Below are 22,259 nucleotides of genomic sequence, written 5' to 3' on the forward strand. Positions count from 1 at the left end.
GCTTTTGATTTGAACTTGTTTAAGATTTCTGTTGCCAACGCTCAGCGGCCTTCGCATCTGAATCTCTCGAATCTACCCAACGAGTCGATTCTGTCGTTCGCTCTTTCTTCCAAAATGGCGCTTTGGTCTTTAGGTAATCCATCACGAATTCACACGCTTCAAACGCCGCACCTCGGTGAGCACTTGAAACACCAACAAAGACTATCTGGTCGCCAATATCTAAGTCGCCGACACGGTGAATGACTCGAATATTGAGAAGCGGCCAACGCTGCTCCGCTTCATTACAGATTTCACCAAGTGCTTTCTCTGTCATGCCTGGGTAGTGTTCAAGAGATAAACCAGTAACGTTATCACCAAGGTTCATATCACGTACTTTACCAGTAAACGTGACGACAGCGCCTGCGGACGTACCTTGCGCGAGAGCTTCATACTCACTGCCAACAGAAAAGTCTTCAAATTGAACTGAAACGCGATTGTCCATGACTAGCCCCCTGTTACCGGCGGGAAAAACGCAACTTCGTCACCTGACTGAATTGGGTGCTCTAGAGGAACAATAGATTGGTTCACCGCAGCGAGTAATTTTCCTGGCTCTAAAGCGAGATCCCACTTACCGTCTTGCTCTACTAGATGGCTACGAACCTCTTCCACAGTGGCGAAGTCGCCTTCAAGCTGAAGTTCGTCCATCCCGACCAATTCACGAGTTTGAGCGAAAAATAGAACCTTAATCATGACTCCACCTTAAAGTGTCCAGATTTACCACCGGTTTTTTCTAGTAAACGAATTTGGCCAATCACCATATCTTTCTGTACTGCTTTACACATATCGTAAATGGTTAACGCAGCAACAGAAGCGGCAGTCAGGGCTTCCATTTCAACCCCAGTTTTACCCGCTAGCTTACATACAGACTCGATACGAACCATATTTTCAGCTTCGATTGCCTCTAGCTGTACTTCAACTTTAGATAGCAGTAGCGGATGACAAAGTGGAATTAAGTCCCACGTTTTCTTCGCTGCTTGAATACCAGCAATACGCGCGGTCGCAAACACGTCACCTTTATGGTGAGAGCCAGAGACAATCAATTGCAATGTCTCAGATGCCATATGCACAAAAGCTTCAGCGCGAGCTTCGCGCACCGTCTCTGCTTTGGCCGAGACATCTACCATGTTTGCTTCACCAGAAGCGTTGATATGAGTGAATTCGCTCATTAGCTGCTCCTAAGATTAAACCGCTAGATGAGGCATAAAGTTACATGGGCGGTGACTTGCATCAAGTTGTTGCTTGATGATCTTTGTCCAACCAGTACGGCACGCGCCCGTAGAACCCGGCATCGCAAAAATTACAGTATGGTTAGCAAAACCCGCGATTGCGCGAGATTGAATGGTAGAAGTACCAATCTCTTCATAAGAGACCATGCGGAATAGTTCACCAAAGCCTTCGACTTCTTTGTCAAATAGAGGTTTTAGCGCTTCAGGCGTACTGTCGCGAGAAGTAAAACCTGTACCGCCAGTAATCATTACAGCTTGTACATTTTCATCCGCAATCCACTGAGAGACGATAGCGCGAATCTTGTACATATCATCAATAACAATCTTCTTATCGACTATGTTATGACCCGCTTCTTTAGCATTCTCAACTAAGTAGCCACCTGAAGTATCGTTTTCTTCAGTGCGCGTGTCAGAAACGGTTAGAACTGCGATATTTGCTGGTTGAAATTTGCTTTCTGCGTGACCCATTTGTTCACCTATAGTTTTGTCAAAGTCAGTTCATGCTCACTCATACGTGAACACGAAGTTTGATTAATGATGTGTATCAGCCGCCGATCGAGGCCAAGTGCGGAGTCATGCCTGAATTTCCATCATGGAGGAAATGGCTCACCGACTTGGTTTGCAGCTGCTGTTGAATTCGTTCGATTAGTTCTGGTTCTTGAGCATCTTGTTGAAGTAAATCGCGTAACTCTACGCCATGATCACCAAACAGACATAAGTGAAGCTTACCTTTAGCGGATACACGCAAGCGGTTACAGCTTTCACAAAAGTCTTTTTCATACGGCATGATCAAACCGATCTCACCTTGGTAATCAGGATGGACAAAAACCTGAGCAGGACCGTCGTTTTTATCTCGCACTTTGAGTAGCCAGCCATTGGCGATCAACTGATTGCGAATCGCGACACCGGAAACATGGTGACGTTGGAACAGTTCATCCATTTCTCCGGTTTGCATCAGCTCGATAAAGCGAAGTTGGATTGGACGGTCTTTAATCCAGTTTAGAAAGGCGGGTAACTCGTGCGCATTCAGATCCTTCATCAATACAACGTTGACTTTGACCTGATCGTAACCCACTTCAAACGCGCGGTCGATGCCCGCCATCACTTGGGTAAACTTATTTTCACCTGTGATTTGATGGAACATGCGTGGGTCTAAGCTATCCACACTGACATTAATATGTGTCAGCCCCGCCTCTTTCCAATCGGCGACTTGTTTTTCCATCCGGTAGCCGTTGGTTGTCGTCGCGACTTTACGAATACCCTGTGTTGAAGCAACGGTATGAATAATATCGTTGAAATCTTTGCGTAGGCTCGGCTCACCGCCAGTAATACGTACTTTTGAGGTACCGCAATCAGCAAACGCTCTAACGACACGTTTTATCTCTGGTAGAGCTAAAAAAGACGAGTTTTTTTGCCCGGAAGGCTTATAGCCATCAGGCAGACAATATGTGCATTTGAAGTTACAGACATCTGTAACGGAAAGTCGCAAGTAATAAAACTTGCGATGGAATCTATCTTCGAATTGTTGCGCCACGGAACACCTTTCCAAACACGGGAGGCATAATCATTTCCAAGTATGCCCTTGTGACAACATGTCACTGGCTCAATAGGCTTATCACTCTGGACTTAGCTTATAGAGCTCGGAGTTATGGCAACTACCTATCATTTTCGGTAGTGCTGATAAATAAAATACTTAATAATTGTGTGTGATTCTACCCTCAAATTGAAAAAATCGTGCTTGGAGCCCAATTTACCCAATATTGAGTATTGGTTGTTAATGCAATAATCTAAATTGTAGTTGGTTATGAATAAAAAGAAGCTCAGCATGACAATTTACGCTAGCAATAAAGTGGTCGCTGTCGGTGGAGGCCACGGCCTTGGACGTATGCTTGCGGCACTCAAAGATTTTGGCTCAAATGCAACGGGGATTGTTGCTACCACAGATAACGGCGGCTCAACAGGTCGCATTCGCAATTGCCAAGGCGGCATTGCATGGGGAGATACACGCAACTGTATCAATCAGCTTATCACTGACCCTTCCATCAGTTCGATGATGTTTGAATACCGATTCAAAGGTGCTGGAGAACTTGATGGGCATAATCTGGGTAACTTGATGCTCACCGCCCTCGACAACCTGTCAGTTCGCCCTCTAGATGCCACAAACCTAATTCGCAATATGCTTAAGGTCGATGTCAATATCATCCCGATGTCAGAACACCCTTCAGATCTAAAAGCGCTTGCGCCAGATGGACGTTGGGTTACAGGAGAGACCAGTGTTGATGAGATGCCCGAAAAGTTGATTCGACTCGATCTTGAACCCGAAGTCCCAGCCACGAAAGAAGGTGTACAAGCTATTGAGGAAGCTGACGCGATTATTCTCGGTCCGGGCAGTTTTCTGACCAGTATTATGCCGCCACTGCTGCTCCCAGAGATCGGTCGGGCGATTGCCAATAACCGCAAAGCTAAACTAGTGTTTGTCGAGAACCTTTCACCTGAGTATGGCCCCGCTGGGCAAATGACATTGCAAGAAAAATTGGAATGGTGTGAGCGCTCTTGCCAAGGTCGCAAAATAGACGTGGTTCTAGGTGAAACACCTCATCCAGAGCTTGAAGAATGGAATTGTGTCACAACACCGCTAGCCTCACCCAATCGCGACTGGCGTCACGACAGGGCCAAGCTGCAACAAGCGATTGAGTGGTTACTGGTTGAATAGTTGCTGATATCTCTGCTGGGTTTCACTCAGTAGAGATAACATTTGCTGTTTATTGCTTTCTGATTCAAGAGAAGTACCAGACTTAGCACTAGAGTCCACCTCTGCAGAATACGCGCGCAGTGCTTCTGCGCCAAAACTGGCTGCACTGCTTTTTAATGCGTGACTGATCTCTTTCAAGTATTGCTCTTGCTCTTGGCCTTCGATTTGCGAGAGCTTATCGATATACATTTGCAACTCGTTTAAAAATATCTCAAGCAAAACAGGGACATTTTCAGCACCAATTTCACTAGCGAGTCGGTCGATTTTACTTTGATCTAAAATGTCCACTATTGTACTTCCTTGGCATTCCACGCTTGTAGTTTTCTGTATATGGTTGATGGACTTACATCCAAATAGCCTGCGGCTTTCGGTATGTTACCATCACACGCTTTTATTGCCTGTTCAATGGCATTTTTCTCAGTAAGCCACAAAGGGAATATATCTTGTACTGAGACTGTTTCGTTTTGCGGTCTAGTCACTCGAATCTCATTTTTTGATGGTTGATTGAGCGGCGGTGGCAGCATGGCTAAATCAATCTCACGGCCATTGTTTAACACCACCACATTACGTAAGACATTTTGCAACTGACGCACATTGCCCGGCCATTCGTAGCGCGAGAAACGGTCAACGACCTCAGCGGCCAAACGAACAAAATCTTTACCCTCTTCCTTCGACATGAAACCCAGCAGTGAGTAGGCAATTTCAATAATATCGTCACCGCGCTCACGCAAAGGTGGCAAATGAAGAGGAATAACATACAAACGATAGTACAAATCTTCGCGGAAGCGCCCTTCTTCGACTTCTTTCCAAGGATCTTTATTGGTTGCGCAAACAAAACGTACATCCACGCTCTTCATCTTCGACGAACCAACTTTCTGGAAGGTACCGGTTTGAATAAAACGTAACAGCTTAGTCTGCAAATCTAAGTCCATTTCACACAGCTCATCAAGGAAAAGCGTACCACCATCAGCAAGCTCCGCCGCGCCTTGTCGATCCGTCGCAGCACCGGTAAATGCGCCTTTAACGTGACCAAATAGTTCACTTTCAATCAGATCTTTTGGGATGGCAGCACAGTTGATGGCAATAAACGGTTTGTCACCACGTTTACTGGTCGCGTGAATTGCTTCAGCACACACTTCTTTACCCGTTCCACTTTCACCAGTGATAAAGATACTGGCTTTACTCGTCGCCGCCAAGTCAATGGTTCTGTATACCGCCTGCATCGTTTGACTACTGCCGATAAAACCTTGATATCCTTGACTTCCCGGATTATCACCATCGTTTTTCAGCTTGTTCGCTTTACGCAGAGCGTTGTTAACCGTTACACGGAGTCGATCAGCTTCACAGGGTTTAATTAGGAAGTCTTGCGCGCCATGACGCATTGCTTCTACGGCGGTATCAATCGAACCATGCGCAGTCATAAAAATAACGGGCACATCCGGGTTCTTTTCTTTCACCGCGTGCAAGACATCCATACCTGTCATATCAGGTAATCGTAGATCGAGCAGGATAAGGTCAGGGGTTCGGAAATTGAGGCTATCAATGGCATCACGGCCAGTGCCGACGATATTGATATCAATTTGAAGTGGTGTGAGATAAGAACGATACAACGCCGCTACAGAGGCGGTATCTTCAACCATCAACAAATACTTTGAGTTTTTTGCTTGTGTATTATATTGCATAACCTAGCCAAGGTCTTCTTCGCATTTATATAAATAATCGCATTGCGCTTTGCATTATGCAATTTAAAACACGAAATAGACCTGAATAGGGTGATGAATAACGCATTTTGAGGCCAGTTTAATTTGGCACGCTATATGCTAAATCTGTTATGACCCTCATGGGTCACCTAGCCAACTGACGTTGTTAGTGAACTTAGTATTCACAAATTACAGCCAGTAGAACCAAGTTTCTACTGGCTATTTTTTCGTCTTAAATTCGTGTTAGCTGTTAACAATAAACTGCTTGCGAAGCTTATCTATCTCATCCCTCTTCTGCGCTGCAAGTTCAAACTCTAAGTCTTGGGCATGTTGATACATCTGCGCTTCTAGTTTGCTAATCTCTTTATCAAGTTGTTGAGGCGTCATCACATCATAGCTCTGCGAAGGCTCAGCCACTTTAGACAATGGTACAGTCTTGCTAACGCGCTGCTTCTTACTCTTGGTAATGTCACCTAGCTCCATAATGTCTTTAACATTACGTTTTAGTGCTTGAGGCTCGATGCCCATCTTCTCGTTGTAAGCTTGCTGTTTTTCACGACGACGGTTGGTCTCTCCCATCGCTTTGTCCATTGATTTAGTAATGCTGTCAGCGTAAAGAATCGCTTTACCCGCCACATTACGTGCTGCACGGCCAATCGTCTGGATAAGCGATCGCTCTGAACGCAAGAAACCTTCTTTATCAGCATCCAAAATCGCCACTAAGGAGACTTCTGGCATATCTAAGCCTTCACGGAGTAAGTTGATTCCCACCAACACATCAAACTCTCCAAGACGCAAGTCGCGAATGATTTCGACCCTTTCGACCGTATCAATATCAGAGTGAAGATAGCGAACCTTAACATCGTGCTCAGTGAGATACTCGGTTAAGTCTTCCGCCATCCTCTTAGTTAAAGTAGTCACCAGAACTCGCTCATCTTTAGCAGCGCGGATACGAATTTCTGACAGCAGATCATCCACCTGAGTTGCCACTGGGCGCACTTCAAGTTGAGGGTCGAGCAAGCCTGTAGGACGAACAACTTGATCCGCAATTTCACCATCCGACTTCTCTAGCTCATAGTTTCCTGGCGTTGCAGAGACAAATATTGTCTGAGGCGAAATGGATTCAAACTCTTCAAACTTCATTGGTCGATTGTCGAGTGCGGAAGGTAGACGGAAACCAAACTCCACCAGCGTCTCTTTACGCGAGCGGTCACCTTTGTACATGGCACCAATCTGAGGCACGGTAACGTGGGATTCATCAATGATCAGCAAACCATCGTGAGGCAAGTAATCAAACAAGGTTGGTGGCGGCTCGCCCTCGCTACGGCCACTTAGATAACGTGAGTAGTTTTCGATACCTGAACAAAATCCCAGCTCGTTCATCATCTCAATATCAAACTGAGTACGCTGCGAAATACGCTGCTCTTCAAGTAGTTTGTTGTTATCAAGTAAGTGTTTCTTGCGCCCTTCAAGCTCCACTTTAATTTTCTCTATCGCAGAAAGAATTCGCTCTCTTGGCGTGACATAGTGGGTTTTGGGATAAATCGTGTAACGTGCCAAGTCACGCTGTTTGACTGCTCCTGTCAGCGGATCAAACACACTAATACAATCAATCTCATCATCGAACATCTCGATACGCACTGCGTCTTGATCGGATTCAGCCGGAAAAATATCAATCACTTCGCCACGCACGCGGAACTGACCACGCTCGAATGCGACGTCATTACGGCTATATTGCAGCTCAGCTAGGCGGCGCAGAATATCGCGCTGATCCATCACATCACCACGGCGGATATGTAGCATCATTTGCAGATAAGATTCAGGATCACCCAAACCATAAATCGCCGACACAGAAGCGACAATAATCGCATCTTTACGTTCTAACAGGGCTTTGGTCGCAGAGAGACGCATCTGCTCAATATGCGCGTTAACGGAGGCATCTTTCTCAATAAAGGTATCAGTCGTGGGCACATAAGCTTCAGGCTGGTAGTAATCGTAGTAAGAAACAAAGTATTCAACGGCATTATTAGGGAAGAAAGATTTCATCTCACCATAAAGCTGAGCCGCTAGCGTTTTATTCGGAGCAAGTAGAATAGCTGGACGCTGAGCGCTGGCAATTACGTTGGCAAGTGTAAAAGTTTTTCCTGAACCAGTTACGCCAAGTAAAGTTTGGTGGGCTAAACCTGAATCAAGACCATCAAGCAGTTGCTCAATCGCGGTAGGCTGATCGCCAGAGGGCTTATAATCAGACACTAAATCAAAAACTTTACTCATACTTCATCTCTGTCTAGTCATACGTTGTAGACTCTATTGTGGCTGTATATATATACAGACTCAAGCGATAACGGAAAAATTAATCTCTGTTTTGCATAAAGTGGCATTTTGCCGCTAGATCATTACCTTTAATCCTGATATTATCTTTCGCCCTGCTAGAGATCCACCTCGAAAACAGACCAAAACAAGCCCACAGCTTATCCACATTTTTATCTTATTTTTAGTTTAATCCACACAATTCGAATATCGTCGAGTCGATAACTTCGTGATCATTTTCACGCCTAAACCGCTATATAACAACACTTTACTGGCCAGAATCCCCCACCCCTGCTCAATGAGAATGACTGCTATTTTTACAATTCCCTGACTTACTCAAATTTCACACACATAGTTATCCACAATTTTGGTGGATAAGTAAATCTACCCCTTATTCGGTAAGGGCTTCAGGAAAGTAAAGTATTTTTTATGTGTTTTTTTTCGTTACAATCGCACTCTTCGTGTTGACACTACTCTAGCTGATCGCTAATATTCGCCTCGCTCAAAGCAATTCCCCCTTAGTTCAGTTGGTAGAACGGCGGACTGTTAATCCGTATGTCGCAGGTTCGAGTCCCGCAGGGGGAGCCAAATTTAGAAAAAGCCGTGTCGTAAGACGCGGCTTTTTCGTATCTAATGCTCCTGGTTTGTGCCAAACCAATGTCTCAGCCGAAGCGTCGGACCGTCCTAGCCGGCCGCGTTGAGTCCCGCCAGAGGGGAGCCAAATTCAGAAAAAAGCTCAATCGAAAGGTTGAGCTTTTTTCGTTTTCAACTGCGACTTGCTTGTTCCAAGCTAATGTCTCAGAGCTGGCCGCCCGCGTTGAGTCCCGACAGCACAACACCAAATTTAGAAAAAGCCGTGTCGTAAGACGCAGCTTTTTCGTATCTATTGCTCCCGGTTTGTGCCAAACAATGCTTCAGACCTGGCCGCCCGCTCTGAACAAACTGAATACACGAAAGCACCCAAAACAGATAAAGCCCGAACATATGTTCGGGCTTTATCTGTTTGCTGAGAATTATTTCCCAGTCTAACGCCTAGCCAGACGTGTTTTTATTATCTTGGTGCAACAGTCGTTCATTTTTGTGTTTGTATAAACATCACCAGTAAAAATGCATTTTAAATATGACCTGTAAAGGTGACTAATTACTAATCAGTCAGTCTCATTGCGTGCACTAATAATATTTCAGTCAGCAATAAGTTCAATTATAATCATCCTCGATATTAATTAAAAAAATAAAAAAATATCAAAACTAAAACAATTCCTTTTTAAAACAGAAACATAAGCTTAAAACCACATAAGTTTTAGTTTAACTAAATACAGGGACACTTGGATGAATTTTATTAAATTCTCCCCTCTACACATCAGGCTAATATGCAACGCTATGGGTTTGATGTGTTTCTTTCTGCTTGCTTTTCATACACACGCGAGTCAACACGACATATATAAAATTGGAGTTATGGTAGGACATACCTCAAAAAACAGCTCCAAGTCCAACACAGAAAAGATATGCATCCTTAAAAGTACAACAGATACGTTAACTAATACGTCTAGAGATATTTCTGTAATATTTGTAGAAAACAACCGTTCAGCAAGTGGTAGTGCGCAGGCTGCCTTAGAGTTGATAGATAAAGATGTGGATATAGCCGTTCTTCCACTGCTATCAAAAGAAGCTGAAGCGGCTACAGCCTTTCTGACTGAAGCTAAGATTCCATATATCACTTCCGCAACAGCAATGGAGGTCATTAAAGACACGAGTTTAGGTCTGTCTATAATGCCATCAAACTTATATCAGGCAGAAGTTCTAGCATCTTATTACTTGGCTCAGAGCAACATGAATACTCTGCATATCGTCAATGCTCAAGCGAACCGATATTCAACAGAGGTATCAAAAGAGTTCTTACGCTTAGTGCTGACACAAAATCCCGAAATAGATGTACAAGTTCATCAGTTTACCTTTGAGTCTCAAAAAGAGATTGCTCAGAAAATAGACTCTGGAGATGTTATTTTCGCTCCACTCTTTAATCCACACATTGCCTCTTTCTATCATGAACTGGCGGTGACCGACAAAGAAAGCCTAACTATTTTAGGGCCCGACTCCATTGGCGGAAGGAAAGAGTTTTACGACATCATTGAGCAAGTTTCGCCGAACATAAGCGTAAAGTTCCTAAAGAACTGGGATGGAGAAGTTAAAGGCCCCAACGAAAAACTGTTTAATTCCTATGCCAATACTTACTGTCCATTCGAATATACGTCATTTCTCAGTGCCTACTCTTTTGATCTAATCCAACTCGTCGAGAGCCAAATTGACCAGCTCTCGACACTGCAAGATAAAAAACAGGCAATAAGTGTGCTTAAAAGTTCGAAATACAAAACCGCGATGGATGGTAAATCCATTGATATTAGCAACACAGGCCACAATAAAAAGCCAATGTACCTTTATCAGGTTACTAGCCAAGGCAATCAAAAAGTAACCACACTTTATGTCAATGAGAGCTCAGATGATTAATAGACGATTCACGGTTTCTCAATTGCTGGCAGTCGTTGGGACTCTAATCTTAGTCAGCCAACTATGGCTGATAATCAGCAGTTTACAACTAGCAAAAAAGCAAGCGCCTAATCACGATTTAGCCGGCGCATTAATCGTTGCTTGGACAAAAACAGATTCATTTTTAGATGATGTTTATACATTCAATATTCCTGGTATTAAATCCAGCCTCAAAAACTTCCTAACCGCTTATGAGAAATCAAACATCAATGCAAAGATGTGTATACAGGTCGCTGTGAGTAGCTTTTCTGTTGATGACCGGGACGTTTCTGAGCACTGTACCAAAGGCACCTCAATCGCTGAGCTTACTTCGAACGCCTCTCAGATAACCCTTCACTCAGGCTCCGTTCCGATCACTGTCGCAAGCAAACAGCTTGCTGCCGTTAGCTACTACTTGAGTCAAGGTGAAGGTTTGACGTACAGAGGAGTCAGCAGCTCAGTTATCACATCCATAGTATTTGCTGAAATGCTGCTAATTGGTTCATTGGTTTGGGTGGCAAAATGTTTGCTCAGTCAAGGTAACAACAACCGCCCAAAAGAGACTGCTCCTCCCCTAGACACACCGAGTGAAAAGCAGAATCTAAACAACATACTGAAGATAATTAACAGTAACAAACGGGCTTTCGCAATTAACGAAGACATTACGTTAGTTAACTACAAGCATCCTTACTCTGAGGTGATCTACAAATCGGGTCTATCAACCAAAATTAAATGTTCACTCACCGATCTTGAGCAGTCGTTTCCAATTCCTTTGGTTCGGCTAAACCGCTCGACTCTGGTCAAGAAAGAGCTTTTTGAGAGCGATGAAAATATCGATATCAAAACCAATAAAGATGGCCACACTGTGAGCATTTGGATCAAAGGTAAGGAACATGAACTTAAAGTAAGTAGTCACTATCAAGACAACCTAATGCATTTAATTTCAAGAGGAACCTAAACTTGAAAACAACCTTAATTACTTGCGCGACGAGTGGAATGGGCAGCGCTATTGCTCAATCAATGTCTGGAAAGCTCATTCTTACTGGAAGAAATCAAGAAAAACTAGGCGCACTAAGTTCTGGTCTAAAGACCCCTTGTGAAGCGGTGCCTCTGGATTTCACTTGTGACGAGAGCATTAAGCAAGCGGCTTTCGCAATCTCAACTCATGAGAAGCTCGACCAGATCGTGTTTATCATCCCCAGAATCCCTCCCTCTTCAGAGCTATTTCCTGACAACGAGACTTGGCAAACCCTATACCAAAACTTCTTTATCCGCCCATTAAGTTTAATAAAATATCTGGTGGAAAATGATCGCCTTAATCATGGCGCTAAGATCGTACTGATATCGGGTTTAAGTAGCAAAAGCGCACTTACAAACTATAGTACCAATAACTGTCTTCGCTCCGCTTGGCTAGGGCAAGCTAAAACCATGGCGCTCGTCCTCGGAGAAAAAGGAGTATCAGTCAATACGCTCTCACTAGGCGGAGTTATGACTGAAAGCTATACCAATAAGATGCACAACAAAGCGCAACAAAACGGTGTCAGTTTTGACCAGCAAATAACACAAGAAGTCAGCAATATTCCGCTAAAGAAATACGCATCTGTTCAAGACGTCGTTGACGCTGTTAACGCTTTACTTGGCCCACTAAGCAATCATATGACAGGACAGAATATTCTATTGGATGGCGGGTTCTTCAAAGGTTATTAGGGTCTGTCACATTTTCGACATTGTTTGCTGCTAGTGTCGCGAGAAATTGCCGTATCAGAATAAGGGAACCTAACCATGTCCAAACCTTTGTACGTATTCGATCTAGACGAGACCTTAATCAATGCCGATTGTGCGATGATTTGGAATGAGTTTATGGTTGACAAGGGTATCGCGACTGAGCCGAACTTCATCGAAGAAGACCAACGTTTAATGAGTTTGTATGCCGAAGGCAAGTTAGATATGCAAGACTACTTAACCTTTTCTATGGCACCGTTAGCTGACATACCTGTTGAACAGGTTAATCTGTTGGTAGAAGAATGTGTAAAAACTCGTATTCTAGATAAACAGTTTCCTCAGTCTAAAACCTTAATCGAGCAACTATCTCGTGATGGTATTGATATGCTGATTATCTCTGCCAGTGTGACTTTCTTAGTTGAAGCGGTGGGACGTCACTTAGGCATTCACACCGCACTTGGTATCGATCTCGTTTCAGAGGCCGATCATTACACCGCCAAGATACGAGGTGTACCAAGTTATCGTGAAGGTAAAGTCACTCGCTTAAAACAGTGGTTAAAAGAACATTCTGAGTCGTATTCTGAACTGCATTTTTTCACTGACTCAATCAATGACTTGCCGCTGTGCCAATACGCGGATCACGCTTATTTGGTCAATCCATGCCCTCGTTTGAAAGCACACGCGAACCAACCAAATTGGACCATACTTAATTGGGGTTAACGCCAAGGTTTTGCTTGAACACATCACAATGGAATAACCCAAATTCAAAGAGCAACCTAGTGTTGCTCTTTTCTCTCTCCTCAGCCAAACATTCACTAGGCAAAATCTAAATGCCGGTTTTCCTTTACTAAGTAGTATTTATTCAACTTTTTTAGCACAATCTCGTATAATTTTTATTCAACAATATAAAACCTTATCTTTCCTTGGTTGTTATTGAACAAGCAAAGCAGGATAATGTCGGGATCGGAATTTCTAAATTATATAACTATGACCGAATATCTTTTGTTGTTGGTCGGCACTGTGCTGGTCAACAACTTTGTACTGGTGAAGTTTCTGGGCTTATGTCCATTTATGGGTGTTTCTAAAAAACTAGAAACCGCTATTGGAATGGGGTTAGCGACAACGTTCGTTTTGACCTTAGCCTCCGTGTGCGCGTATCTCGTAGAGAACTACATTTTAGATCCACTCAACCTGCAATACTTGCGCACCATGAGTTTTATTCTGGTGATCGCGGTTGTGGTTCAATTTACAGAGATGGTGGTACATAAAACTAGCCCGACTCTGTATCGCTTATTGGGTATTTTCCTTCCCCTGATCACCACTAACTGTGCGGTTCTGGGTGTTGCACTGCTAAACATTAACGAAAACCATAACTTTATCGAATCGATCATTTATGGTTTCGGCGCAGCGGTTGGCTTTTCATTGGTGCTGGTGTTATTTGCCTCTATGCGCGAACGCCTTGCCGCTGCTGACGTCCCTATGCCATTTAAAGGCGCATCAATTGCGATGATTACCGCTGGATTAATGTCTCTCGCATTCATGGGCTTTACTGGTTTGGTGAAGCTGTAATGAGCTCAATAGTAATCGCAATTATCGCCATCGCGGTTCTCGCCGCTATTTTCGGTGCGATCCTTGGTTTCGCTTCGATTCGCTTTAAAGTAGAAGCGGATCCTATCGTTGATCAAATCGACAGTATTCTACCGCAAACCCAATGTGGTCAATGTGGTTATCCAGGATGCCGACCATACGCTGAGGCTATCGCCAATGGTGATGAAATCAACAAATGTCCTCCGGGTGGTCAGGCAACAATAGAAAAGCTTGCGGACCTAATGGGAGTCGAAGCAACCGACTCGGCACACGACCTTGAAAACGCAGTAAAAACCGTCGCCTATATCCACGAAGATATGTGCATTGGTTGTACTAAGTGTATTCAAGCCTGTCCAGTAGACGCCATTGTGGGTGGGACAAAAGCACTTCATACCGTGATTAAGGACGAATGTACTGGGTGTGATTTATGTGTTGCTCCTTGCCCAACAGACTGTATTGAAATGATTCCTGTAGAAACCACTACAGCGAGCTGGAAGTGGCAGATGGACGCCATTCCTGTTGTTGATATTACCGATTCTGCCGTCAAGCAGAACAGCGGGAGTTAAGGACTGGTATGCTGTCATTAATCGAACAAATCAAAACTGGCGCCTTGTGGACTTTCCCTGGTGGCGTTCACCCTGCTGAAAACAAATCTCAGTCGGTCAGTCATGCGCTTTCACGCGTGGCTATTGCCGAAGAAATTGTCCTGCCGGTCAAACAACACATTGGTAAGCCTGGCACTATTACGGTTGAAGTTGGCGAGCAAGTACTTAAAGGTCAGTCACTGACTAAGTACGACACTAGCTTTATGCTACCTGTGCATGCGCCAACTTCAGGCACTGTGGTTGCTATTGAACCAAGAACCACTGCTCACCCTTCTGGTTTAAGTGAAACCTGTATTGTTATTAAGCCTGATATGGCAGACAGCTGGATCGAACGCGATGGCTGGTCTAATTATGCTGAGCGCACTCCTGACGAGCTGATTGAAAAGATTCGTCAAGCAGGTGTATCTGGTATGGGTGGCGCAGGCTTCCCAACAGCGAAGAAAATTCAATCGGGTCTGGCAAGAACAGAGATTCTGATCATCAACGCTGCAGAATGTGAGCCCTACATTACTGCCGATGATATGTTAATGCGTGAACATGCCGAAGAGATCATTCAAGGGATAGAGATCGTTGAGCATATCCTCAAGCCGAAACTAACGGTTATTGGCATTGAAGATAACAAACCTGAAGCAGTCAAAGCGCTACAACAAGCCGCCGAGCACAAAGACATTGTCATCCGTGTTATCCCGACCAAATACCCTTCAGGTGGTGAGAAGCAGCTGATCAAAATCCTGACCAACAAAGAAGTGCCGAACGGCGGTATTCCTGCAGATATCGGGATATTGGTGCAAAACGTTGGCTCATTGCATGCGATTAAACGAGCAGTTTGCGATGGCGAACCACTGGTAGAACGCATCGTAACTTTAACCGGTGATACCTTTAAGCAGCCAAGAAACGTTTGGGCGCTACTTGGCACGCCAGTGCAAGCTCTGTTGGATGAATTTAGTTACAAAGCAGATAAGAAATTACCGCGCCTAATTATGGGTGGTCCTATGATGGGCTTCACTCTGCCTCATGCGCAGGTGCCAATCACCAAAACGTCCAACTGTATTCTGGCTCCCACTCGCAAAGAGATTTCACCAAATCAATATGAAATGGCGTGTATCCGCTGCGGTCAGTGTGCCGAAGCCTGCCCTGCCTCTCTTCTCCCTCAGCAACTGGTTTGGCATGCCAAAGCAGAAGAGCTTGATAAATGTGAAGAGCTGAACATTAAAGATTGTATCGAGTGTGGTGCTTGTGCCTTCGTTTGTCCGAGTGAAATCCCACTGGTTCAATACTATCGCCAGGCAAAAGCTGAGATCCGTACTCGTAAAGAAGAAGCAGAAGCGGCAGAGCGCGCGAAGATTCGTTTTGAAGAGAAGAAAGCGCGTCTAGAGCGAGATAAAGCCGCTCGCGAAAATCGCTTCAAGAAAGCCGCAGATGACCGCCGTAAAGAGATGAAATCTTCTGGTGGCGATGATGCGATTGCAGCCGCCATTGCACGAGTTAAGGCACAAAAAGCCCAGCCTGCCACAGAAGAGAAAGCCGTTAAACCTGCTGTTGCAGCGGCAATTGCAAAAGCGAAAGCAAAACAGGCTGAAGCGATGCAAAGCGGCCAAGCTGAACCTGATAACAGTGAAATGGCCAAGCTGCGTGAAGAGCGTAAACGTCAAGCGAGAGAGCGCAAAGCAGAGAAAGCCCAGCAATCTGAACACACGTCAACAGACGACAAAAAAGATGCCGTCGCTGCTGCGATAGCGCGAGCTAAAGCGAAGAAAGCACAAACAGAAGAAACTGACCAAGCGCCACCAGTTGAAGATAAGAAAGCTGCTGTTGCTGCCGCTATTGCGCGAGCGAAAGCACGTAAAGCCGAGCAACAAACTCAATCTGAACCTGTTGAGCCTGCGCCTGCTGCAGAAGCAACTGACGAAGATCCGAAGAAAGCCGCCGTTGCTGCCGCTATTGCACGAGCGAAAGCGCGCAAAGCCGAGCAGCAAGCTCAATCTGAAACTACTGAACAAGCTCCTGCTGCAGAAGCAACTGAAGAAGATCCGAAGAAAGCCGCCGTTGCCGCTGCTATTGCCCGAGCAAAAGCGCGTAAAGCTGAGCAGCAAGAGCAATCTGAGCCTGTTGAACAAGCACCTGCTACAGAGATAACTGAGGAAGATCCTAAGAAAGCCGCCGTTGCTGCCGCTATTGCACGAGCAAAAGCACGCAAAGCCAAGCAGCAAGAGCAATCTGAGCCTGTTGAGCAAGCGCCTGCTGCAGAAGCAACTGAAGAAGATCCGAAGAAAGCTGCAGTTGCCGCTGCTATTGCCCGAGCAAAAGCACGTAAAGCCGAGCAGCAAGCTCAATCTGAGCCTGTGGAGCAAGCACCTACTGCAGAAGTAGCTGAGGAAGATCCTAAGAAAGCTGCCGTTGCTGCCGCTATTGCTCGCGCTAAAGCACGTAAAGCCAAGCAGCAAGAGCAATCTGAGCCTGTTGAACAAGCGCCCGCTGCAGAAGAAACTGACGACGATCCGAAGAAAGCTGCCGTTGCCGCCGCTATTGCACGAGCAAAAGCACGCAAAGCCGAGCAGCAAGCTCAATCTGAGCCTGTGGAGCAAGCGCCTACTACAGAGGCAACCGAGGAAGATCCTAAGAAAGCTGCTGTTGCCGCCGCTATTGCACGCGCGAAAGCACGTAAAGCCGAAAAAGAACAACAAAAACAATTTGAGGAGAAAGAGTAGTGGCCTTCTTTATTGCCAGCTCACCCCATGCGCATAGTCGCAGAAGCACTCCTGATCTAATGAAATGGGTAGCGCTTTGCGCTTTGCCAGGATTGGCAGCACAAACCTATTTCTTTGGCTGGGGTACAATAATCCAGCTTATTCTTGCGATTGTGATCGGTCTGGGTTTAGAAGCCTTGGTCATGCTGGCCAGAAAACGTCACCCGATGTCAGCACTACGCGATAACAGTGCCTTAGTCACTGCTTGGTTGCTTGCTATTGCGATTCCTCCGCTGTCACCTTGGTGGATCATTGCCATCGGGCTTATTTTCGCGATTGTGATTGCCAAGCATCTCTATGGTGGTATTGGTCAAAACCTATTTAACCCAGCGATGGTCGCTTATGTGGTATTGCTGATCTCTTTCCCAGTACAGATGACAAGCTGGATCTCTCCCAATGAACTGCAAGCAACGGCGATTTCGAGTGGAGATGCTTTTTCGCTGATCTTTACCGGATTTAACCTAGAGGGGCTTTCTCTCCAGCAAATCCGCACCGGCATTGATGGCATCACCATGGCAACACCTTTGGATGCCTTTAAGACCGCGTTGACGACGGGCAACACAGCTAGTGAAGCTTTAACCCAGCCACAATTTGGTAGCCTAGCCGGTATCGGCTGGGAGTGGGTCAACCTTGCTTATCTTGTTGGTGGTCTCATTCTGATCAAAGTACGAGTGATCAATTGGCATATTCCGGTGAGCTTTTTGCTGAGCCTGACGCTAATCAGCAGCCTATTCATGATTTTGACTCCAGGAACGACGGCGTCACCGCTTATTCATCTTCTGTCTGGTGCAACCATGCTGGGTGCCTTCTTTATAGCCACTGACCCAGTCTCGGCTTCAACGACAGTTAAAGGGCGATTGGTGTTTGGCGCATTTATTGGGGCAATGGTATTTATCATCCGCAGTTGGGGCGGCTTCCCTGATGGTGTGGCCTTTGCGGTATTGCTGGGTAATATGTGTGTACCTCTTATCGATTACTACACCAAACCAAGAACGTACGGTCACTAAGGTTTCATCATGTTAAATGCGATTAGAAAAAATGGTGTGGTTCTAGCGGTGTTTGCCTGTGCTTCGACAGGTGTAGTAGCGCTGACCAACTATTTAACTAAAGATCAGATTCAGCTGCAGGAACAAAAGCAGCTGCTTTCGGTGCTCAATCAAGTGATTCCTCACGAAATGCACGATAACGATCTTTATCAAGCTTGTACCTTAGTCAGTGACCCAGCACTTGGCACCGACTCACCGATGCCTGTTTATATGGCAACCATCAATAATGAACCATCGGCTTTAGCCATCGAAGCGATTGCACCGGACGGCTATAATGGTGCTATCAAGATTATTGTCGGTATCCAGCAAGATGGAACCATTACCGGAACGCGGGTCTTAAGCCATCAGGAAACACCGGGATTAGGTGATAAGATAGATTTACGTATTACCGACTGGATCCTCGGTTTTGCAGGTAAAACTGTCAGCGAAGATAATCTATCCGATTGGAAAGTGCGTAAAGATGGTGGTCAGTTTGATCAATTCACAGGGGCAACCATTACTCCTCGCGCTGTGGTAAAAGCGGTAAAAAATACTGTTGAGTACGTTAATACCCATCGCGAAAAAATATTAGCACAGCCACTAAACTGTGGAGGCAACCATGAGTGAGCATAAGACCTTAATTAAGAACGGCATGTGGGACAACAACCCTGCTCTAGTTCAATTACTAGGCTTGTGTCCATTACTTGCAGTGTCATCGACCGTTACCAATGCACTTGGGTTGGGAATTGCTACCCTACTCGTTCTGGTCGGCTCAAATGTGACCGTCTCATTGGTGCGTGACTATGTACCGAAAGAAGTACGTATCCCTGTATTCGTCATGATCATCGCCGCACTGGTTACCTGCGTTCAATTGTTGATGAATGCCTACGCGTACGGCCTGTACCTTTCTCTAGGTATCTTTATTCCTTTGATCGTAACTAACTGTATCATCATTGGTCGCGCCGAAGCCTTTGCGTCTAAGAACGACCTACTTCCTGCTGCACAAGACGGCTTTTGGATGGGACTCGGAATGACCAGCGTACTGGTCGTCTTAGGAGCAATGCGTGAGGTTATTGGGAACGGAACGCTATTTGACGGTGCTGACCTATTACTCGGTGAATGGGCAACCTCGTTACGAATCGAGGTGTTTCAGTTCGACAACAGCTTCCTTCTCGCCCTGCTTCCACCAGGTGCTTTCATCGGCGTCGGATTGCTCATTGCCGCGAAAAATGTCATAGATAAACAATTAGAAGCTCGCCAGCCGAAACAACAAAAACAAGCCATTGAGCGAGCTCGGGTGACCAATCAATAACAACAGTTTGAGCGTATCGCATCAAACGGAGCACTGGAAAGCAGCCTCAAATGAACAAAGATAAACGACGATTAATACTGGAGCGACTGAGGGAAAATAACCCAAACCCTCAAACCGAATTAAATTGGAGTACACCTTTCGAATTACTGATTGCGGTACTTCTCTCAGCTCAAGCCACTGACGTAAGCGTGAACAAAGCGACAGACAAGCTCTATCCTGTCGCTAACACCCCACAAGGTCTTTTTGACTTAGGGGTTGATGGTGTCAAAGAGTATATTAAAACTATCGGTCTATTTAACTCAAAAGCTGAGAACGTCATTAAGACCTGTAAGATCATACTCGAACAACACAATGGCGAAGTCCCTGAAAACCGTGAAGCTCTCGAAGCATTACCCGGCGTTGGACGTAAAACCGCAAACGTGGTGCTAAATACCGCTTTTGGCTGGCCAACTATCGCTGTGGATACGCATATCTACCGCGTTTCAAATCGTACTAAGTTTGCAATGGGTAAGAATGTCGACCAAGTAGAAGAGAAACTGCTTAAGGTCGTACCTAAAGAGTTTAAGTTAGATGTACACCACTGGCTAATCCTACATGGTCGCTATACGTGTGTTGCGCGTAAACCTCGCTGTGGCAGCTGCATCATTGAAGACCTTTGCGAATACAAAGAAAAAGTTTATCCAGAAAATTAGGAGAGCACGACAATGTCAAATGGACGTATCCTGCACACCATGCTTCGCGTCGGTGATCTAGACAAATCAATTCAATTTTATACTGATGTGATGGGCATGCAGCTACTTCGTACTAACGAAAACAAAGAGTATGAATACACTCTGGCTTTTCTTGGTTATGGTGATGAGTCTCAAGGTGCAGTCATTGAGCTAACGTATAACTGGGGTACAAAAGAGTATGACTTAGGCAGTGCCTTTGGTCATATCGCTATTGGAGTTGATGATATCTACACAACTTGCGACGCAATCAAAGCTGCGGGTGGTAATGTGACTCGTGAGCCAGGCCCAGTTAAAGGCGGCACAACTCATATTGCGTTCGTTAAAGACCCTGATGGCTACATGTTAGAACTTATTCAGAACAAGCAAGCATCCGCGGGCTTAGAAGGCTAGGGTCTGTTGACCCTAATTATCACTTCAAGTGATGTTGAAAATGGGACAGTATCACACTGTCCTATTTTTTTAGCTTTACTTGATAATAATTATCATTTAATCTCAAGCCTATTCGCGGTTAGGAGATTAGAACAATGGGCATCCAAGAGTGGGAGAAACATACCTTACTAGCAGACATGGCAATGAACGATGAAGATCACCTAAGAGGTATCCTTCATTATCAGCAAGCGCTTACGCTAAGTGAACGCATTGGAGACACTGAAGAGATCGATGTCGAAGATCGTCTGATGATTTCTGTGATTTCTTGCCACAATATGGCGATGTTTTGGCGCAACGTCGGTGATGTAAAGTATGAACTAAAATATCTCCAACTCGCTTCTGAGAAAGTTTTGACGCTAGTACCACAATGTCCGAATACAGACTGCGACGCGTTTATCGACTCTATGGGCTGCTGTAAGAAGGCTCTGATTGAGTTTATGAAAAGACATCCCAATCCCAAGATTGCCCAGTTGGTACAAGATATCGATACCGCGACCAACTGTAACCTCATTGCTAAATTCCGTTTGAACTAAGCACGCCAAACGGAATAAAAAAAGGTCAGAGAGTATCTGGCCTTTCTCATATCCGATAGAAATTAAATTTGCGTTCTACCGAGCGAAATAACCACTCGTCGGTTTTTATCTCTGCCAATTGGTGAAGCATTGTCATCGATTGGACGTCGACGACCATAGCCTTGGACCTGAATTCGGTCGTCAGGTAAACCAAGAGATTTAAAGTACTCTTCTAGAACTTCAGCGCGGCGCTCAGAAAGACTTTGACTGACACTTTTACCATCTTCTGCATCGGTATAGGTCGACACCAAGACCAGATCGATGTCTTGATTATGCTTAATATACTCGGCTATTTGTGCCAATCGCTTCTGCGACTGTTTATTGAGCTCAACACTAGTACGATCATAGTGAAGAATCGTAAAGGCAATATCTTCAAAGCTGTATGGAAGCAGGTTGGCAACACAGTCGCTAAACACATTATACGATTGTTGGAACAGCACTGAAGAAAGTGCGACTTCTACACGTTGATCACGACTTCGCCACTCTTGATAGCTGAACGTTGGATAACGACCTTTCTCCAGCTCACCCAAAATGTTCCAAGCGGTTTGACCACCAACATAGCCATCAAACTGTTGGAAGAAGCGGATGGTGGTCAATCTATCAGCACTGTCGCCAGGTCTCCAAGCGGGTGGCATGGAGATCAAGCTTACATCGCGAGTCTGTCCCATTGGGCGCTTCATCTTAAGCTCAAAATCGAGGTTGATTTTTTTGCTCGCATACGACGAAAAAACCGCATCGCCATAATTCGGAATAGGATGAACAAGACGGCATTCTAGTGGCGTATTGGCAACCATTTGCCACATGGACTGCTGAGGTTTGGCCACATAGTGTTTCTCCAACGCTAACGCATTGGGAGTAAACGCTGTTATTGCCATTGCAATACTAGGAGCCAACCACTTCTTCATAGAATACTTCATCTCTTAACTCTATTTGGGCCGCTATTTTTGCCACCCGATTACCTTCACAAATATCAATGCAA

23 protein-coding genes, 1 tRNA gene and 1 riboswitch are annotated in these 22,259 nt (G+C 45.1%); of the genes, 15 read left to right on the forward strand and 9 right to left on the reverse strand.

Going from position 1 to position 22,259, the window contains the following annotated elements:
* Positions 1–19 precede the first annotated feature (19 nt).
* The 5 genes from moaE to moaA all read right to left on the reverse strand — a co-directional run bounded on the left by moaE (position 20) and on the right by moaA (position 2,799).
* Positions 20–481, reverse strand: coding sequence for a molybdopterin synthase catalytic subunit MoaE (gene moaE / locus IX91_RS10645; protein ID WP_004748425.1), 462 nt, complete (start codon positions 479–481; stop codon positions 20–22).
* Positions 482–483: 2 nt separating this feature from the next.
* Complete coding sequence (gene moaD / locus IX91_RS10650; protein WP_004748423.1) at positions 484–729, reverse strand: molybdopterin synthase sulfur carrier subunit; 246 nt, start codon at positions 727–729, stop codon at positions 484–486.
* On the reverse strand, positions 726–1,205 hold the full coding sequence (moaC, locus tag IX91_RS10655) for a cyclic pyranopterin monophosphate synthase MoaC (protein ID WP_004748421.1): 480 nt from the start codon (positions 1,203–1,205) through the stop codon (positions 726–728). Before moaC ends, moaD begins: the two co-directional genes overlap by 4 nt.
* 15 nt (positions 1,206–1,220) lie before the next feature.
* Complete coding sequence (gene moaB / locus IX91_RS10660; RefSeq protein ID WP_004748419.1) at positions 1,221–1,733, reverse strand: molybdenum cofactor biosynthesis protein B; 513 nt, start codon at positions 1,731–1,733, stop codon at positions 1,221–1,223.
* 76 nt (positions 1,734–1,809) lie between these two features.
* Positions 1,810–2,799 (reverse strand): GTP 3',8-cyclase MoaA, encoded by a 990-nt coding sequence (gene moaA / locus IX91_RS10665; protein WP_004748418.1) that lies wholly within the window; start codon positions 2,797–2,799, stop codon positions 1,810–1,812.
* A riboswitch (molybdenum cofactor riboswitch) is annotated at positions 2,788–2,923 on the reverse strand. It overlaps the preceding gene by 12 nt.
* A 167-nt stretch (positions 2,924–3,090) precedes the next feature.
* Between moaA and IX91_RS10670 the strand changes: the two genes are divergently transcribed.
* Positions 3,091–3,978 (forward strand): YvcK family protein, encoded by an 888-nt coding sequence (locus IX91_RS10670; RefSeq protein ID WP_004748415.1) that lies wholly within the window; start codon positions 3,091–3,093, stop codon positions 3,976–3,978.
* On the opposite strand, the gene luxU is transcribed toward IX91_RS10670, so the two are convergent.
* The 3 genes from luxU to uvrB form a co-directional block, all read right to left on the reverse strand.
* Entirely contained in the window at positions 3,964–4,305 is a 342-nt protein-coding gene (gene luxU / locus IX91_RS10675; protein WP_004748414.1) for a quorum-sensing phosphorelay protein LuxU, read from the reverse strand. The genes IX91_RS10670 and luxU overlap by 15 nt on opposite strands.
* Positions 4,305–5,699 (reverse strand): quorum-sensing sigma-54 dependent transcriptional regulator LuxO, encoded by a 1,395-nt coding sequence (gene luxO, locus IX91_RS10680; RefSeq protein WP_038550519.1) that lies wholly within the window; start codon positions 5,697–5,699, stop codon positions 4,305–4,307. The genes luxU and luxO overlap by 1 nt, the downstream gene beginning before the upstream one ends.
* 261 nt (positions 5,700–5,960) lie before the next feature.
* The gene (uvrB, locus tag IX91_RS10685; protein ID WP_004748411.1) at positions 5,961–7,991 is read right to left on the reverse strand and encodes an excinuclease ABC subunit UvrB; all 2,031 of its coding nucleotides are present in this window, start codon (positions 7,989–7,991) and stop codon (positions 5,961–5,963) included.
* A gap of 548 nt (positions 7,992–8,539) precedes the next feature.
* Here uvrB and IX91_RS10690 point away from each other — a divergent pair.
* From IX91_RS10690 to IX91_RS10760, 14 genes are all read left to right on the forward strand, one after another.
* Positions 8,540–8,615 (forward strand) — tRNA-Asn (locus IX91_RS10690).
* An 867-nt stretch (positions 8,616–9,482) separates the two neighbouring features.
* Complete coding sequence (locus IX91_RS10700) at positions 9,483–10,532, forward strand: ABC transporter substrate-binding protein (RefSeq protein WP_236642802.1); 1,050 nt, start codon at positions 9,483–9,485, stop codon at positions 10,530–10,532.
* Entirely contained in the window at positions 10,525–11,508 is a 984-nt protein-coding gene (locus IX91_RS10705) for a hypothetical protein (protein WP_004748408.1), read from the forward strand. Before IX91_RS10700 ends, IX91_RS10705 begins: the two co-directional genes overlap by 8 nt.
* A 2-nt stretch (positions 11,509–11,510) precedes the next feature.
* On the forward strand, positions 11,511–12,257 hold the full coding sequence (locus tag IX91_RS10710; protein WP_004748407.1) for an SDR family oxidoreductase: 747 nt from the start codon (positions 11,511–11,513) through the stop codon (positions 12,255–12,257).
* A gap of 75 nt (positions 12,258–12,332) precedes the next feature.
* On the forward strand, positions 12,333–12,992 hold the full coding sequence (locus IX91_RS10715) for an HAD family hydrolase (RefSeq protein ID WP_004748405.1): 660 nt from the start codon (positions 12,333–12,335) through the stop codon (positions 12,990–12,992).
* A gap of 267 nt (positions 12,993–13,259) precedes the next feature.
* The gene (gene rsxA / locus IX91_RS10720) at positions 13,260–13,841 is read left to right on the forward strand and encodes an electron transport complex subunit RsxA (RefSeq protein ID WP_004748403.1); all 582 of its coding nucleotides are present in this window, start codon (positions 13,260–13,262) and stop codon (positions 13,839–13,841) included.
* Positions 13,841–14,425 carry an electron transport complex subunit RsxB gene (gene rsxB, locus IX91_RS10725; RefSeq protein WP_004748402.1) on the forward strand — a complete coding sequence of 195 codons (585 nt, stop codon included), beginning with the start codon at positions 13,841–13,843 and terminating at the stop codon, positions 14,423–14,425. The genes rsxA and rsxB overlap by 1 nt, the downstream gene beginning before the upstream one ends.
* Before the next feature lie 8 nt (positions 14,426–14,433).
* Entirely contained in the window at positions 14,434–17,172 is a 2,739-nt protein-coding gene (gene rsxC / locus IX91_RS10730) for an electron transport complex subunit RsxC (protein ID WP_038550522.1), read from the forward strand.
* Positions 17,172–18,218, forward strand: a complete 1,047-nt coding sequence (rsxD, locus tag IX91_RS10735; RefSeq protein WP_004743380.1) for an electron transport complex subunit RsxD — start codon at positions 17,172–17,174, stop codon at positions 18,216–18,218. The genes rsxC and rsxD overlap by 1 nt, the downstream gene beginning before the upstream one ends.
* A gap of 9 nt (positions 18,219–18,227) precedes the next feature.
* The gene (gene rsxG / locus IX91_RS10740) at positions 18,228–18,863 is read left to right on the forward strand and encodes an electron transport complex subunit RsxG (protein ID WP_004743381.1); all 636 of its coding nucleotides are present in this window, start codon (positions 18,228–18,230) and stop codon (positions 18,861–18,863) included.
* Complete coding sequence (locus tag IX91_RS10745) at positions 18,856–19,548, forward strand: electron transport complex subunit E (RefSeq protein ID WP_004743382.1); 693 nt, start codon at positions 18,856–18,858, stop codon at positions 19,546–19,548. The genes rsxG and IX91_RS10745 overlap by 8 nt, the downstream gene beginning before the upstream one ends.
* A 50-nt stretch (positions 19,549–19,598) precedes the next feature.
* Positions 19,599–20,240: an endonuclease III gene (gene nth, locus IX91_RS10750; protein ID WP_004743383.1), complete on the forward strand. Its 642-nt coding sequence runs from the start codon at positions 19,599–19,601 to the stop codon at positions 20,238–20,240.
* Positions 20,241–20,252: 12 nt separating this feature from the next.
* On the forward strand, positions 20,253–20,669 hold the full coding sequence (gloA, locus tag IX91_RS10755; RefSeq protein ID WP_004743384.1) for a lactoylglutathione lyase: 417 nt from the start codon (positions 20,253–20,255) through the stop codon (positions 20,667–20,669).
* Positions 20,670–20,803: 134 nt separating this feature from the next.
* A complete protein-coding gene (locus IX91_RS10760) occupies positions 20,804–21,241 on the forward strand; it encodes a DUF2753 domain-containing protein (protein WP_004743385.1) in 438 nt (145 codons plus the stop codon).
* 62 nt (positions 21,242–21,303) lie between these two features.
* Here the strand turns inward: IX91_RS10760 and motY are convergent, their stop codons facing one another.
* The gene (gene motY / locus IX91_RS10765) at positions 21,304–22,155 is read right to left on the reverse strand and encodes a flagellar protein MotY (protein ID WP_415668817.1); all 852 of its coding nucleotides are present in this window, start codon (positions 22,153–22,155) and stop codon (positions 21,304–21,306) included.
* Between the last annotated feature and the right edge of the window lie 104 nt (positions 22,156–22,259).

Origin of the sequence: Vibrio tubiashii ATCC 19109, from assembly GCF_000772105.1 — a bacterium.
GTDB lineage: Bacteria > Pseudomonadota > Gammaproteobacteria > Enterobacterales > Vibrionaceae > Vibrio > Vibrio tubiashii.